Source organism: Thalassotalea agariperforans, assembly GCF_053470345.1.
This window is the reverse complement of sequence record NZ_JBQMWH010000009.1, coordinates 70,816-86,586: the sequence shown is the minus strand read 5'-3', so window position 1 is coordinate 86,586 and position 15,771 is coordinate 70,816. Positions and strand designations below refer to the sequence as shown.

The window sequence follows — 15,771 nt, the reverse complement described above, 5'->3', positions numbered from 1 at the left end:
GGAGAGATAGTAAGATGAAACTTAACTTACTTACTAAAACAATATTAAGCGCAGCACTAATTACAACAATTAGTGCCTGTGATACAAGAGAAGACTTACAAACATACCCTGATGATTTAAAGCCAGTAGAAATTGATGGTGCACTAGACTACGCCCTTGAATTTAATGAAAACGATTTACAATTTTCATGGGATATGACAACAGGTGTAACCAACCCTGAAGATACTCAGATATATCCGCGTGAGTTTACCTATTATCGCGTTCGTTTAAATAGCGATGGAACCCCATGGACAGATCCTGAAACCGGCGAGCAAGAAGAACTATTTGTTGGTCCTCCATTGCCACAAGGCTCAGTGATTAAATCTCAAGATGTTGTTACTTTAACACCTGATTTATGGGCCGTGTCTTTAGTTCATCCGTATACCGCAGAACAAAGACAGCAGGAAATATCAGCAGCTGAAGCATGGAATGCCGCTAATCCTGATAACATGGTAGCAGTACCTCCAGAGCTGTTTTCGCAAGGCACTTATCGTTTTTCATATCTGTTAGACAATGGCTCAGAAACCATCGTCGAAAGAAACTTTGTTGTAACAGTAAATGGTGTTGAAGATGTTGTAGAAGAAATTATTCTTGGCTCAGATTATTATAAAGCGCCAGTGGGATATCCAGTCAACATTAGCTCAGCCATTATGCCATCTAACGCGACATACCAAGAGTTAACTTGGACAAGTTCTAATACTGATTACGCTACCGTTGATGCTAATGGTAATGTCTTAGCACACGAAGCCGGTATTGGTATGACGGTGACCATTACTGCAACTTCATCTGACTTAGGAGCAGCGTCAGTATCTGCGACAGCAGAAGTTGACATTATTGCTGAGCCACTTGACCCGGTAGCTGTTGATTTATACTTAGGTGATACCAAAATTAACAAATCAACAGTTAATGTGTCGGTTGGTGAATCGGAACAAATATCATACGTTCTGGTACCAGGTGAACTTGATTTTAACAACACAGTAACTTGGGAATCATCTGACCCATCTGCGGTATCGGTTGATGATATGGGTGTTATATCAACTCATATCTTACATGCTGAAGCAACTATCACAGCAACAAGCCCAGGTTTAGAAACTGATGTTATCAACACTCAAACTTTTGTTGTAAAAGTGGTCGAAAATAAAAACTTATTATTTAACCACAATCCTGGCTTTGAGTCAGGCGCATTAGATGCTTGGACTGTTAAGGGCGATAATGCAGCAATCATCGAGGTATCACAAGATGCAGCTAAAGATGGTATGTATGGTCTTAGCATTGACACACGTGGTGGTGGCAAAGGTACAATGATTACTGACATAGATCTGATGCGTCAAGTATCACCTATTTCTGCCTCAAGCATTTACAGAATCAGCTTTGATTATAAAAATGTTACCGGTACAGGTCCATGGAAAGGTGGCTTCGTACAATTGATGAATAACACTCCATCATGGGTAACCGCTGGTCAAAAATGGTTTGGTAATGGTAGTCAAGATTGGATACATCAAGAACTAGAATATACTGGTCAAGACTTAATTAACAAAAGCATTAACCCAGGCACATTACAATTGGATATTTCTCTCCAAGGTGCTGGAGAAAGTCTGTTTTATTTTGATAACTTTAGTGTAGAAATTATCGAACCTTAATTATTAAGGACATAAACTAAGCAAAGCCCTTGATTAGCAGTAATCAGGGGCTTTTTAATATCATTTATTGTATGTTTAGCATGTAAAATTAATAAAAAAAGTGAAATCAACAATGATTGATTAATGAATTAAAAGTGAACCTAATATGACACAAAATATTGTAATTCTCGGTGGCGGAACCGCCGGTTGGATAACCGCCGCCATTTTATCGAAAGGGCTAAATTTAGATAAATATCAAATTACATTAATTGAAAGCCCTGACATTCCTACGGTTGGCGTTGGTGAAGCAACCATTCCTCCAATTATACAACTGGCAAGTTTTTTAGAAATCAACGAAGCTGAGATGTTATCGAAAATTTCAGCTACTTTTAAATACGGCATTCACTTTGAAAATTGGCATAAAAACAATGCCAGCTATATGCATGCGTTTGGTGCCCTAGGCACAAACTTTAACAACTTAAGTTTTCCAGAATTTTGGTTAAAAACCTGTGCAATTTCGCCATTAGACAATTTAAATCGTTTTTCTCCCACGGCGGTTGCCGCGTACCAAAATTTATTTAATCATCCGCAAAAATTACCAAAAGGAACGAACCCAAATTTATACTTCCCGCTCACCAATTTACATTATGCCTACCAATTTGATGCCAGCTTATTAGCGGAATTTTTAAAAGGTTACGCAATTAAGGCTGGCGTAAATTTTGTCGCTTCAACGGTTAAAGAAGTTTATCAAAATGAGCTTGGTGAGATCGCCAAATTACAACTAAACGATAACGACATTATCAATGGCGATTTTTTTGTTGATTGCAGTGGTGCTAGAGGCGTATTAAGTAAACAAGTACTTAACAGTGAATTTACTGCTTGGGGACAATATTTACCATGCGACAGCGCATTAGCTGTGCAAACCAAAGCTGTTGACACTCTCCCTGTACCTTATACAAAATCAATCGCTATGAATGCAGGTTGGCGCTGGCAAATCCCGTTACAACATCGAAATGGCAACGGCTATGTTTATGCCAGTAACTACTGCAGCGACTCGCAAGCGGCAGATGAATTTTCTCAAGCTTTAAATAAACACGAAAAAATTACTGATGTTAGAAAGCTCACCTTTGAAACCGGCTGTTTACAAAATCCTTGGAATAAAAACTGTGTTGCTTTAGGGCTTGCTAGTGGATTTTTAGAACCTTTAGAATCCACCAGTATTCATATGACCCACAAGTATGCGATAGAGCTAATGAATGCTTTTAGGTACGGTGAAAACATGACTGATGAAGCAAATAGGTTCAACCAAAAATTTGTTGAAGACTCAACCTTGATCCGCGACTTTTTAATTATGCATTATAAAATTACCCAACGAGAAGACACTCCGTTTTGGTCGCATTGTCGGCACATGGATATACCCACCAGCCTTGAAACTAAATTAACTGAATTTCGAGAAACCGGGCATATTACCTTACCTAAAAATAGCTTATTTTCTTTTCAAAGCTGGTTCCAAGTATTAATTGGCCAAGAATATTTAACAGGCTATAAACAGTTTTATGATCCCGCTTTTGATGGTAACAGCGCGCAGTTTTTTTTAAGTAACATTGAAAGAGCCATTAAAACAGAAGTCGCTAAATTAAACAGTCATCAATCATATTTAACTAAATATTTACAACAATAAAAACAAAGTTACCTGCCTATTAAGTAACTTTGTCTGTTTATTTCCACTGCGCCAGCTAGCGTTTATTTTAAACTTATCTACAGCGCAGTTTTATAAGGTCAAGATTAACAAGGTACTTTAATTAATAACTTTTGTTTATGCCATTGCCTAGCAATTTCTTAAACTTCGCTGGGCTACCATCTTCGTCACCGGTTAATAAATAATACACCATGCCGGCATCTGAAAAGTCTGCAACACCTTTGGGATGTTTTTTCATGCGCTCATAAATCCAAGCTATGCTACTATCTTTATGTTCTTTCATCCACAGCCATACTGACCAGTCATGCTCTGAGTGCCAAAGTAAGTTAGGATCCCAAGCGCCATTTTGATCTTTAATACGTTTATAATGAATACGGTTGCCACTAAGTTCAATTGCTTGCTTCAATGTATGGTGCGTAAGGTTTTTAGGGACGGGTATTTTATCAAACTTAGGATCACCTCTTCTGAGGTGTTGGTCGTTATAACCACTATGAGAAATAATATAAAGATGGGCAAGACTGTCGATTTGCCCATTGTTAATCACTTGTTCTACAGCACGGTATAAAAACTCCGATGGTCCCATATGAATAAAATATAGTGGATTTTTTGCTGTTGATACTTCAATTACACTCACTAAGTGATCTAGCGAAATTTGATAGTTAGCACTAACATCAAAAAATTTAGCTGGATCGTAATGCCACTGAGCTATCGCCCCTTCGACTCCGATCGCCATTTCATTCGTTGCAGCGTAATGCGGTGGTGAATTCATAAAATTGTTATATGAAAAATGCACCAAGTTTTTATGCTGTTTTAATTTAGCAATTATTGCTAATGCCGCCGGAGTTGCACCCCAGTCATCAGGATCCGCTGTCGGCCAAAAGTGATAAATATCAGGCTCATTATTACCATCAGCACTAATAGCAATACGGTTATTGTTATAATTCCAACCATAATCATTAGCCAGTACAGCTAACGGAAAAAAGATAAGACTGATTAAAATAAAAAATTTCGTTTTCATACAATATACACCTCAAGTGCAAATATTAACCATGTAGTAAATTGAATTGTTAATTATCGAGTTTTTAGGGTAAACGTTAATTGTTGCCAGCGCCCTCTTGCCCAAGCAGTACCGCCATTTTCAGGTACTTCACCATTGGTATGCGTAGCAGATTCAATGGCGATTTCATCTCCTTTTTTTAAGGTAATTTGTTGCCAGGTATGATCTTCTGCCGTTAAATCTTTTGCTGAGCCTTTACCAATATATGAAGCTCGATACGTACGTACAACTTCATTATTAATTAACAAACGATATAATGGCTCACCATCTTCTTCAGTGATCAGCCTTATAGTTACGTTATATTCACCAGATCCGCCTTCAAAGGTAGTCACAGCTCGAGCAAAAACATTTCGATAATCTTCATTACCTGCATTGATACCTAAAGCTTTAGTTCTTTTATCAACATAATAAGGAGCATGTCCCGCATTCGTTACAGGAAAATCTTTTATCGCTGATAACACCATCACTTTAGAACTGGTTATACTTTCATTTGCTACACTCGGATTTATGTAAACAATCAGCGTTAACAACACTAACCAAAATGGCTTTTTCATTATCAATATTACCTTTTATGTTAATAGCTATAACCTAGACTCAATTTTGATCGCTTTAGGTAAGGAGCTAATCGAACGAATTTTTACATCTTTGTAAAATAATTCAGCGCCTTCAGATTGTAGCTGTAATTGCCCAGATGTAAGCTTATTGCCTTGATGATCTTTTGATTGTTCAATCACCATAACCACTTTGCCATTAACGACAAAAACGGCATTGTCACTAAGCGAATAAAGTTCAACGGTATTCCATTGGCCATTTGGGCGATCTGGTTCGATATAAGCATCGGTATAACCATTTGCTAATTTCAATTGCCCGCTTGGGTTATATTTTAACTTTCCAGTTTCTTTAGAAAAATCCCCTCGTACCATGGCTGACGGCCCAGCTAAAGGAATATAATCACCAAAGTCGTGTTCTTGAATTTGTAACTCCTGACAAGCTTTCCATACTTTCCAAAATGCACCATGATCCCCTTGGCAATGGAATAATAAACCACTATCTCGTCGGGCATTTAATCGTGGTGCCCATTTTTTCTCGCCCCATTTAACTTGCAAACTTAAATGGTAATTTTCAAATGAAGCTAGGGTTGTTAAGCCGCCATAAATTTCGCCACTGATATGTAACACAGGTTCACCATTTTCAGTGGTCATAGCAAAAACATTTTTTACATCATTATTTAAACCCATAGCAGTTTTAGGATCACCATGCTTATTTAGGTTATTCGCAACATAAGTACCTGCGGGTAAGCCCTTAACACTTTCATGCGGCACTCCCATCCAAGCTTCCCACTGACTCAATTGACTATCTAATAAATATTGCCAAGTTTGTGCATCATCTTTTGGCAAAGGTTGTGAAATTTGTGAACATGACGTTGTCAAAAAAAGAAACAACGCCACTGCTGGAAACTTTATTTTAAATATTGCCTTCTTTTGCACTGTAAACATGCTTACCTCTGAATAAATCACCAACAAATTAAATCAAATTTAACACACAATATTTATATTTAAAACACCGTAAATCTTTATTTTGTCAATATAAAAACTTAAATGCACTTAACTCATCTATTTCATAAGCGTTAACTAATGGTTTTTATTGTTTTTTTGAACACACTTACCATACTTTAATAAAACCTTACCTTTTAGCTTAGAAATTTATAGATAAACAATAAGTTTAACTGTTAACAATTTACATTGAGTGGTTATCATGATATTTTCATACTAATTTAGTATTTTAATCTACCGCTTTTAAGTTCGCGTTAAACGGCTAACCTAATTAAAAGTTAAGGACTTTTTATGCACATCAAACTTAAAACCAAAGCTTTGGTTTTATTAACAGCTACATCGGTATTATCCTCATTAACCGCATGTAATATGTTAACAACCACTAAACCTGCTGTTTCATTAAAACAAAACAGCACGGTAAATATTATTAAAAATCAAACAACAATAAATAATTTAAACGACTTAAACTTTGACTATAACGTTACCGGCACGTTACTGAAAAAATTAATTATTGAGCTTGATGTTGATAAAAATTACGGCAGTTTAAGCTTATTTGCTGATGGCGAATTATTAATTGATAATATCGACCTGCCTCGAGCTGGCAAACAAACTTTAAATGCTTTAGTTAAATTTAATAAATTGGGCACACAAACACTGCGTTTTACCGGTCGCAGTAATAACATTAAAATTCAAAAAGCCTATTTTGAAGATATGAATGGCTTAGCCTTACCTAGCTTTAACGATATCTCAAAAGACGTAGGATTAATTACCGAAGAAACTTACAAATATGGTGGCCCTTCCATTGGTGATATTGACAATGATGGCGACTATGATTTTGCCCTTAATAACCATAATCATATCCCGACACAATTAGTCACCAATCAAGGCAATGGTAAAGTATCAATCAAACGATTATTCCCTAGCCCACAAGACTTTCACGGTTCATCATTTGGTGATTACGATAATGATGGCGATTTAGATTTAATGGTGGCATTGGGTGGCGCTAATGGTACAAGCCCAACATCTTACGCCTTATTTAATAATGATAATGGCAACTATACCAACGTTTCAGCAAAAGCAGGCATTGCAACGCCTGCTCGCGGAAGGGCACCACGTTGGATAGATCTTGATTTAGATGGTAAGTTAGATTTAGCCTTATTTAATGCCAAAACACCGAATTATGATGGGCCACAGCAGATCTTTTATCATAACAATGGTGATGGTACATTTAAGCAAATTAATATCGCTAACCTTGAGAAAGCCCCTGGTGAACGTGTATTGATTACCGACTTTAACCATGATGGTAAAGATGACATGGTGGTATTTTCACCGGTGTCATTATGGCAAAATAATGGCGACCTAACTTTTACGGATGTTTCCGACCAATGGCTACCTTCAAGCATTAAACGCAAAAGCGCAGTTATTACAGCAACAGACGTTGATATTAATAACGATGGTTTATTAGATCTCTATTTTGCCCGTGGGAAAACGCACTACTTATTATCAAAAAAATCTATCGATTTTAATCCAAACACTAAAAAACTTGATATCCGTGATGACGGTGAAAAAGGCACCACGGCCATTAACTTTATCAGTGATGGTGCTATAAAGTTATCTGACATGGAATTAACTTACCGCCAATATAATGGTGGTTATGCCATCTTTTTAGGTAAAGACAAGCAGCGTAAAATTGTTAAAGCAAAAGGCTTTCAGGTAAATCAATTACCAGCAGAAATGAAACATGCCGACGATTTTCTTAATATTGAGTTTAACGATGCTCAAGGCTGGCCCGAAGAACGTACCGAAAATGGCTTGTACATTGGCTACTTAGGTAATGGTAAATGGCAAGCAGAATGGGTTAGAACTCAGAACGTTTATTGGACAGTAACATTCTCGTTAACCGGCTTGAATGACGTAAGCTATGATTGGACACCGAATAATCGCAATGAATCGGATGTATTACTTCTAAATAAGGGTGATCACTTTGTGGATGTTTCAAAACAGTGGAATATTCCTACTGGCGGCGATCACTGGGGCGTAACACATGGCGATTTAAACAATGACGGTTTTGAAGATATGTTTGTTTATCGCTATGGTTTTTTAAGAGAGCGTATTGCTGATTTAGTGCTATTAAATAATGGCAAAGGTTCATTCGAACAATTTACTGCTCATGGTGCAAAAGACATTAATGATCCGGGTCACGGCGATATGGGACAAGCATTTGATTTTGACCTTGATGGTAAGGTTGATTTATTAAATGGTAGTGAAGAAGAAGGTCATTGGTATTTATATCAAAATGATACCAAACAAAGCGGCAACTATGTTTTAGTACGGGTAGATTATAGCCCGAAAGATAATGTTGATCCTTTTTCTGCTGTAGTAACCGTAACGACAAAATCCGGTAAAAAATACCTGAAACGCGTTGGCTCAGTGGGTGAATCATTTTCACAAAGTTTACTTAACACCATGCACTTTGGCTTAGGCAAAGAAAAAGCTATTAAGTCTATCGAAATAACTTGGCGAAATGGTGAACGCCAAGTATTAGAAAACTTAAGTGCAAACCAGTTATATAAAACTAACAGATAGTATCAGCAAAGCTAATAGCTGATACCAGTAGCTCACTAGCTAGAAATTTGAATTATCTCGCATAATTTAACTTCTAGCTGGTGAGCTTTTTTTGCGGTAAATGCTCGCTATTATTTATTTTTTATTCATATACGATTATGCTGGTTGAGCGAAATATTAAAAAGTAATAGTTATTACAACCCAATCCCCATCCTTAAGTACAAGTTAAACAACATATTCTCATTCAAGTCAGTTTATTGTTGTAACTTTAACATGGCGTTAGCATAACGCTTACCTAATTCAATAACGCTATCATGAGCAAAGTGTAATCCATCTTTCGTGGTTAAATTTTCAGCACTCACAACTCTTGTATTTTTTAACATGCTAGGTATTTGCCGAATTTGCTTATTAATCACTTCATTTTGGTATATTTCACCTAAAACCACAGGTACGTTAGGTTGCTGTAGATCGTCACGAAAATCCTGAATAAATTGCGTTAATTTTTTAAGGTAACCGTTAGGTGATTTGGTATCACTTTCACCTTGATGCCACAAAATTCCTTTTAGGTTACCCATCCGCAATGCTTGTTTCGCTCGCATTAATGCTTGCTGATAGAAGTGAGTGCCTTTTTGCCATTCATTAATACTTGAGCCACCTTTTGCATTCACTACTAAGGCTATTTTTTGCTCAATATTATGAGCGTTCATAGATTGACAAAAACTATAACCCGGCCCAAGCTTTTGCATTTTTATATTTTTACGTATGCTAGAAAACTGATTTAATGGGTTCTGCGCTGTTTGAAAATAGCCTGCTTTATTTAATAACAAGCAATTATTCATTGGCACCAGCTCTACTTTCGTAAGTTCTGCACGTCCTGCCATATTAGATTGACCTAATAACAGGTACACATCAGGACTATTATTATGATTTATAGACGAAAAGCTGCTACAGCTCGGTAAACAAACTATTAGCATAAACATACACACTAGATATCGGAACATGGGTGACTCAATCGTTATAAAAACAAATAAATTGGCATCGCGATAAACAAAGCCAACACCACAGCTTTGATTGGATGGCTAAACTGTAAATCTTGATGACGGCCTATGTTATTTTGAATTTTTTTCCCTGTGAACATCGCTTTAACCAGATTATCTTTTTTTACTAATACATAAAAAAACACCGCGACTAAATGCAGCCAGATCGCCAACATAATAAAATTAAAACTAATGGCGTGCCACTGAGTTACCTGATCAGAAAGTTCTTTAGAAATAGTATCGGCTAATGATCCAGTAAAACCTAAATCATTATTTGCATATAGCCCTGATAAGGATTGAAACAATAAAATAGCGAGCAAAGCTAATACCATCCAACCGCCAGAAGGATTATGACCGGTAAAATTATCTGATTCACTTCGTAAAGATGCCTTTAAATAATTTATCGCGGTACTTGGTTTGGTGATAAAATGTCTAAACCTTGCGGTACTTGAGCCAATAAAGCCCCAAAATATGCGAAAAATAACCAAACCTAATAACACTAAGCCGAAAATTTCGTGTGCTGTTATCCAACGGTTTTCGATAGTTACCCACGCACCAAAAATACAAATTACTAACGTCCAATGAAATAAACGAGTGACACCGTCCCATACTTTAATACTATTCATGCTTATTTCCTTATCTCAAGCAAAGGCACTTGAATGACTTTAACGCCAGCTTGTTCTAATTGTTCAACCGTGTGCGCTATGCCAGATATTTTTGGTAAAATCACTGTTTTTAAATGTTTTAAGTGTAATAGTTGAGCAATAAAATTTGCCGACACTGAGGTTTGCTTAAGGTTGATTTTTTCAAGGTTTATCATATTTAACACTGTGCTGATGGCTTGTTCATCAATAGCTGAACCACTGACATCGAGTTCAGTGATCACAGGAGCTACAGCAATAAAGTCAGCCAACTTATGAGTTGAAAAGCGCTTATCACTCGCTGCTGATAACGACAAATTCGCCGACGTTCTTGTCACATACGCTAATAAATAAGGGTATTTATGTTGTAACTTTGAGACCTGGTTTGCATATTTTTCCCGCTCATGCTCAATGGCATGTTTATTTACCGCAATAAATTTTATCTCTTTCGGTTTACTCGGCGCGTCAGGAAATTCAGTTTCAGGTAAAACGCCCGAAGCACCTTTAGCTAACCACATTTGGATCACTTTCATTTCATCTGCCGTTTGGCGATCACGGCCATATGGTGGCATCGCTAAACGATTTTCTTCAGCTAACAACATGCGTTGATATAACAAACTATGATCACCACCCGTTAACATATCACCACTTTTGCCACCAAATACCGTATGACGAAAACTATCCATACGTAGATGTCCTTTTGCTTTAATATCGCCATGGCAACCGACACAATATTTATCAAAAATATTAGCAACACGTTGCTGATAAAATGAATCTGGCGAAGCAACTAACGGCTCTGCTAAACCTACAGCTTCTTTTATACTTTGTTTACTTTCTGCATCTTGCCAAATCAAACTAGCAACACCAACCACTGTTAATAGTGCAATAACCGTAAAGTATTGGCGTGCTGACATTGTTCTTTTTTGAAGTTCTTCCGATACCACATCAAACTCCTGTTACGCCAAAATCTGCGAAACAATCTTCGCTTCATGTACACTAGTTAAACTTTGATTTAGCCCTTGGTAAGGAAAAGTAAAACTACGATGGTTAAAGCCTAATAAATATAAAATAGTGGCGTGTAAATCATGAATACTGACTGGATCTTTATTAATTTCATAGCCCATTTCATCAGTTTCACCATGGGTATATCCTCCTTTAACGCCACCGCCAGCTAGCCACATAGTGTAAGCATTTGGATGATGGTCTCGCCCTGGAAGTATATTATCTTGTCCGCCTCTATTTTCTTGCATTGGCGTACGTCCAAACTCACCGCCCCAAACAACTAAGGTATCATCGAGCATACCGCGTTCTTTTAGATCTGATAATAATGCCGCGATGGGTTTATCAATGTCTTTACATTTTTTAGCCAAACCATGCGCAACATTTTCTCTGTCATCTGTACCATGGCCATCCCAATCATAATCAAATAACTGAATGAAACGCACACCACTTTCAGCTAAACGTCGTGCCACTAAAGCATTATTAGCGAAACTAGCCTCACCTACCTTAGCACCATATTTTTCTAGGCTAGCCTCACTTTCTAACTTAATATTAAAAGCATCAGATGCTTCAATTTGCATCCGATACGCCATTTCATATTGTGCGATACGTGTTAGCGTTTCAGGATCACCCATGTCTTGGTAATTTTGCTGATTAAGTTTTGCTAAAGCATCTAACACATGACGACGCAAGGGGCGACTAACGCTTTTAGGGTTACTTAGATATAAAACTGGATCACCTTGCGAACGACATTTCACCCCTTGATAAGCACTAGGCAAATATCCTGAACCCCAAAGCTGTTTTCCACCATCGGGTGAACGACTACCAGAGATTAACGATACAAATCCAGGTAGGTTTTGATTCATAGTACCCAAGCCATAAGTTGTCCATGCCCCTAATGATGGATGGCCCGGCAACGAATTCCCGGTTAACGCTAAAATTTGTGCGGGTGCATGATTAAATTGATCAGTATGCATTGACTTAATAAAACAAATATCATCAACATGGCTTTTTAAATGTGGTAAGCGGTCTGATATCCACGCGCCACTTTCACCGGCTTGTTGGAACGGAAATTGTGGTCCTAATAATTTAGGCACACCTGAAATAAAGGCAAAGCGCTTACCTTTTAAAAATGACTCTGGACACAACTTACCGTTATATTTTTGCAATTCTGGCTTATAGTCAAACATTTCCAACTGACTAGGTGCGCCAGCCATATGCATATAAATTACGCGTTTCGCTTTAGCTGGAAATGGTGGTGCTAAGGGCGCTAATGGTTGTGATAAAGGCCGTGAAAAATCGAACGGATTATCACCACTTGCGAATGCTTCTGACGCCATCATGCTTGATAAAAATGTGCCTCCGACCATAGCACCGCTTTGTTTAAGAAACTCACGACGAGTTTTAGCTTGTAATTGTTTAACTTCTAACGCGGCCAATTCAGCATTACTCGCAAATTGAGTACCTTTAAAGAAATATTTCATAATTTACCCCCACCAATTACCGTGTTAATGCTGAATCTAAATTAAATAAAATAGAGGCTAATGCTGTCCAAGCATCATGGTCATTACCTTTACCAACCTCTTGAAGAGCAAGGTTAAACGCTTCTTTCATCGTTGATAATTCCAAGCTGCTAGCAGGACGACTCAACACTCGCTGAAAGCCTAAATGTATTGCCGCATCAACCGAGGTTTGTGCTTCCTCTACCTGCATAATTTTTGCTAATGCTTGTGCCGCTTCATGATAAACAGGATCGTTTAGCGTCACTAATGCTTGTAATGGTGTATTGGTAGGAATACGCTGGGCATGGCTGAGTTCACGAGACTCCATATCAAAGGTTTCAAAACTTGGGTAAGTGTATTGCCTTTTAATAAAGGTATAGACTGCGCGGCGATACCTACCTTCGCCTGTAGCATTTTGCCAATCTTTGATTTTAACGCCTTTACGTCCCCAAATATTATCTGGTTGTGGCGGCATCACCCCGATACCGCCCATTTTTTTACTCAATAAACCACTTGCTAATAATGCTTGATCACGCACCATTTCGGCGGTTAAGCGCTGTTTAGGCCCGCGTGCTAACCATTTATTGTCACTATCATTTTGATATAATTCAGGCGTGCTATTCGCCTTTTGCTGATAAGTATGACTAGAGACTAATAAACGAAGTAATGCTTTTATGTCCCAATTGAGTTCATGTTGAAAGGTTAATGCCAGCCAATCTAACAATTCAGGATGCGATGGCTTGTCGCCAATACTACCAAAATCTTCAAGCGTTTTTACAATGCCGCGGCCAAATAAAGCATGCCAAAAACGATTTACGGCAACTCTCGCCGTAAGCGGTTGTTCAGGTTTAAAAAACCACTTAGCCATAGCTAAACGGTTAGGCTGTTGTTCAAAAGCGGGGAAGAGTTTAGGCATATCTGGCTGTAATAACTCTCCTTCTTTTGCTAAAAAGTTGCCTCGGCCAAATAATGCAGTAGCCCGATGATCCCAAGCATCTTGTTCGTACATTACCGGCATATCAATGGTTTTTATGCCATTCAATGCTTTGGATAAGTTAACATACATTTTGATTTTAGCGATTCGTGACGGTTCATTGGCAAGAGCTAGCCAAATATTTTCATCGGTAGCAGCAAGTTGTAATTGACGAACCTTAGTGTTAATTAGATAAGCATCTAAACGTAAATATTCACCTTTATTTAATAATATTGGTTCCGGTAACACGGCTACTGACCATCGAGGATTAAATAAACGTTCAGCAGATAAAGCAATGGCGCTGCCCATATTATCATTTTTAAGTAAAGGCTGAGTTACCTGTTTATTTTGTTGTAAACGTGCTTGATGTATAGTGTGTAATTTAGGCAATTGCCCCGCCAGCACTTCACTATTACCGACTACCATGGTTGCAAAGCTTAGTTCGTTTTCACTACCATCCGCTTTAACAAGCCAAAGTTTAATTTGATTTAAATTATAACCCGCTTCAGGTGTGTGAGGTGCTATCTCTGGATTTAAGCCTGAAACCATAAAACGCAATGCGCTAATAGTTTGCGGCTGCTCAACTTTTTGTGTTATTAATTTATAAATAGCACTTGCTGCTAAACCTTCGCTCGTTTCATAAATTTCACCATTTTTAATGCTAAGCGACAAATTAGCTTTATGTTCAAGCTGCGTTAATGCTTCGTTTAAACGTGTTAATTTTTGCTCAGCTACTTTAATTTTCCAAGCAGGTTGCCCTTTAAGTTTTTCAACCTCTTTTTCTTGCTTATCTCGCTTAATAATAACGGCACTAAGTTCATCAATTTCACCGTCAGCAAAATTAATTTTTTGCCATTTTGAGTTTTGATAAGTATCAAATCCTTGCTTAGCCACCGATTGTTTAATTGCAATGAGCTGTTCTTGTAATTGAAACGCTTGCTGTCGTTGGTTCTCATCAGCTGCTAATTTTAAAAATGGTGTATCGTTAGTTCTATCCGCATCTTGCGTAGTATTTAAAAAACTATAAAACTTATAAAATTCATCATGATTTATCGGATCATATGGGTGCGAATGACACTGAACGCAATTCATAGTAATACCATTAAGTGCGGACCATGTAGTTGATACCCTATCAAGCATTGCAACAATACGAAACTCTTCATCATCCGTACCCCCTTCATCATTGGCTGGGGTTTGTCGATGAAAAGCAGTTGCGATCATATTATCAATCGAGCGGTTTGGTAGTAAGTCGCCCGCAAGTTGTTCAATAATAAAATCTTGATAGGATTTATTATCATTGAATGCGTTGATCACCCAATCGCGATAAGGCCAAGTGGCACGGTATTTATCCCAAGTATAACCTTTGGTATCCGCATAACGAGCAAGATCTAACCACATACTCGCCCAACGCTCGCCAAAGTGTTTCGAGGCTAATAACCTATCAACTTGTTTTTGATAAGCATCAGGGCTGTTATCTGTAACAAACGCCGAAAGCTCACTAAGTGTCGGTGGCAAGCCGATTAAATCTAGCGACAAACGCCGCAATAACGTAGCTTTATCAGCTTTTTCTGCAGCTAATAAACCTTGTTGATTTAATTTAGCTTGAACGAATAAATCAATTTCATTATTGATCTTACTATTATCACTAAGCTCAGGTAATAACGGTTGTTGAGGTTCTACAAATGCCCAATGTTCTTGCCACTGAGCCCCTTCTGCTATCCATTGGCGTAATAGAGCTATTTCTTCATTTTTCAACGGTGGTGCTTTATAGGGCATACGAATGTTAGGATCTTTCGATTCCACACGTTCAATTAAACCTGAAGCATCAGGATTACCTGGAACAACAGTTAAACGACCAGAATGTCCTCGGCCAAGAGCTTCTTCGCGCGTAATAAACGATACACCTGATTGTTTGCCAACACCGCCATGACAACCAGTGCAGTTTTTATTTAGAATTGGGCGAATATCGCGATTAAAAACAATGGTTTTTTCTTCATCACCTGAAGAAGTTAACTCACCACAGCCATTTAGTAAAAATAGTAAACCGTAAGCAAGCCTCTTTATAAATGGAGTATTATTATGCATAA

11 protein-coding genes are annotated in these 15,771 nt (G+C 37.8%); 3 read left to right on the top strand and 8 right to left on the bottom strand.

What is annotated here, in order from left to right:
- Positions 1 to 14: 14 nt before the first annotated feature.
- Both ACSLUO_RS12490 and ACSLUO_RS12485 read left to right on the top strand, forming a co-directional pair.
- The gene (locus tag ACSLUO_RS12490) at positions 15 to 1,679 is read left to right on the top strand and encodes an Ig-like domain-containing protein (protein WP_448248904.1); all 1,665 of its coding nucleotides are present in this window, start codon (positions 15 to 17) and stop codon (positions 1,677 to 1,679) included.
- A 145-nt stretch (positions 1,680 to 1,824) separates the two neighbouring features.
- The gene (locus ACSLUO_RS12485; protein ID WP_448248902.1) at positions 1,825 to 3,339 is read left to right on the top strand and encodes a tryptophan halogenase family protein; all 1,515 of its coding nucleotides are present in this window, start codon (positions 1,825 to 1,827) and stop codon (positions 3,337 to 3,339) included.
- Positions 3,340 to 3,460: 121 nt separating this feature from the next.
- On the opposite strand, the gene ACSLUO_RS12480 is transcribed toward ACSLUO_RS12485, so the two are convergent.
- The 3 genes from ACSLUO_RS12480 to ACSLUO_RS12470 are packed head-to-tail and all read right to left on the bottom strand — an operon-like array spanning position 3,461 to position 5,862.
- Entirely contained in the window at positions 3,461 to 4,375 is a 915-nt protein-coding gene (locus tag ACSLUO_RS12480; protein WP_448248900.1) for a hypothetical protein, read from the bottom strand.
- A 53-nt stretch (positions 4,376 to 4,428) separates the two neighbouring features.
- Complete coding sequence (locus tag ACSLUO_RS12475; RefSeq protein WP_448248898.1) at positions 4,429 to 4,968, bottom strand: hypothetical protein; 540 nt, start codon at positions 4,966 to 4,968, stop codon at positions 4,429 to 4,431.
- Positions 4,969 to 4,995: 27 nt separating this feature from the next.
- On the bottom strand, positions 4,996 to 5,862 hold the full coding sequence (locus ACSLUO_RS12470) for a 3-keto-disaccharide hydrolase (RefSeq protein ID WP_448248896.1): 867 nt from the start codon (positions 5,860 to 5,862) through the stop codon (positions 4,996 to 4,998).
- Positions 5,863 to 6,258: 396 nt separating this feature from the next.
- On the opposite strand from ACSLUO_RS12470, the gene ACSLUO_RS12465 reads away from it, so the two are divergent.
- Positions 6,259 to 8,553 carry a CRTAC1 family protein gene (locus tag ACSLUO_RS12465; RefSeq protein ID WP_448248894.1) on the top strand — a complete coding sequence of 765 codons (2,295 nt, stop codon included), beginning with the start codon at positions 6,259 to 6,261 and terminating at the stop codon, positions 8,551 to 8,553.
- Between the two features lie 233 nt (positions 8,554 to 8,786).
- On the opposite strand, the gene ACSLUO_RS12460 is transcribed toward ACSLUO_RS12465, so the two are convergent.
- From ACSLUO_RS12460 to ACSLUO_RS12440, 5 genes are read right to left on the bottom strand one after another with little or no spacing between them, the layout of a single operon-like run.
- On the bottom strand, positions 8,787 to 9,506 hold the full coding sequence (locus tag ACSLUO_RS12460) for a sialate O-acetylesterase (RefSeq protein WP_448248892.1): 720 nt from the start codon (positions 9,504 to 9,506) through the stop codon (positions 8,787 to 8,789).
- A 41-nt stretch (positions 9,507 to 9,547) separates the two neighbouring features.
- Positions 9,548 to 10,195 (bottom strand): cytochrome b/b6 domain-containing protein, encoded by a 648-nt coding sequence (locus ACSLUO_RS12455; protein WP_448248891.1) that lies wholly within the window; start codon positions 10,193 to 10,195, stop codon positions 9,548 to 9,550.
- A 2-nt stretch (positions 10,196 to 10,197) separates the two neighbouring features.
- The gene (locus ACSLUO_RS12450) at positions 10,198 to 11,154 is read right to left on the bottom strand and encodes a c-type cytochrome domain-containing protein (protein ID WP_448248890.1); all 957 of its coding nucleotides are present in this window, start codon (positions 11,152 to 11,154) and stop codon (positions 10,198 to 10,200) included.
- A 12-nt stretch (positions 11,155 to 11,166) separates the two neighbouring features.
- A complete protein-coding gene (locus ACSLUO_RS12445; RefSeq protein ID WP_448248888.1) occupies positions 11,167 to 12,693 on the bottom strand; it encodes a DUF1501 domain-containing protein in 1,527 nt (508 codons plus the stop codon).
- A gap of 16 nt (positions 12,694 to 12,709) precedes the next feature.
- Complete coding sequence (locus tag ACSLUO_RS12440; RefSeq protein WP_448248886.1) at positions 12,710 to 15,769, bottom strand: PSD1 and planctomycete cytochrome C domain-containing protein; 3,060 nt, start codon at positions 15,767 to 15,769, stop codon at positions 12,710 to 12,712.
- Positions 15,770 to 15,771 lie beyond the last annotated feature (2 nt).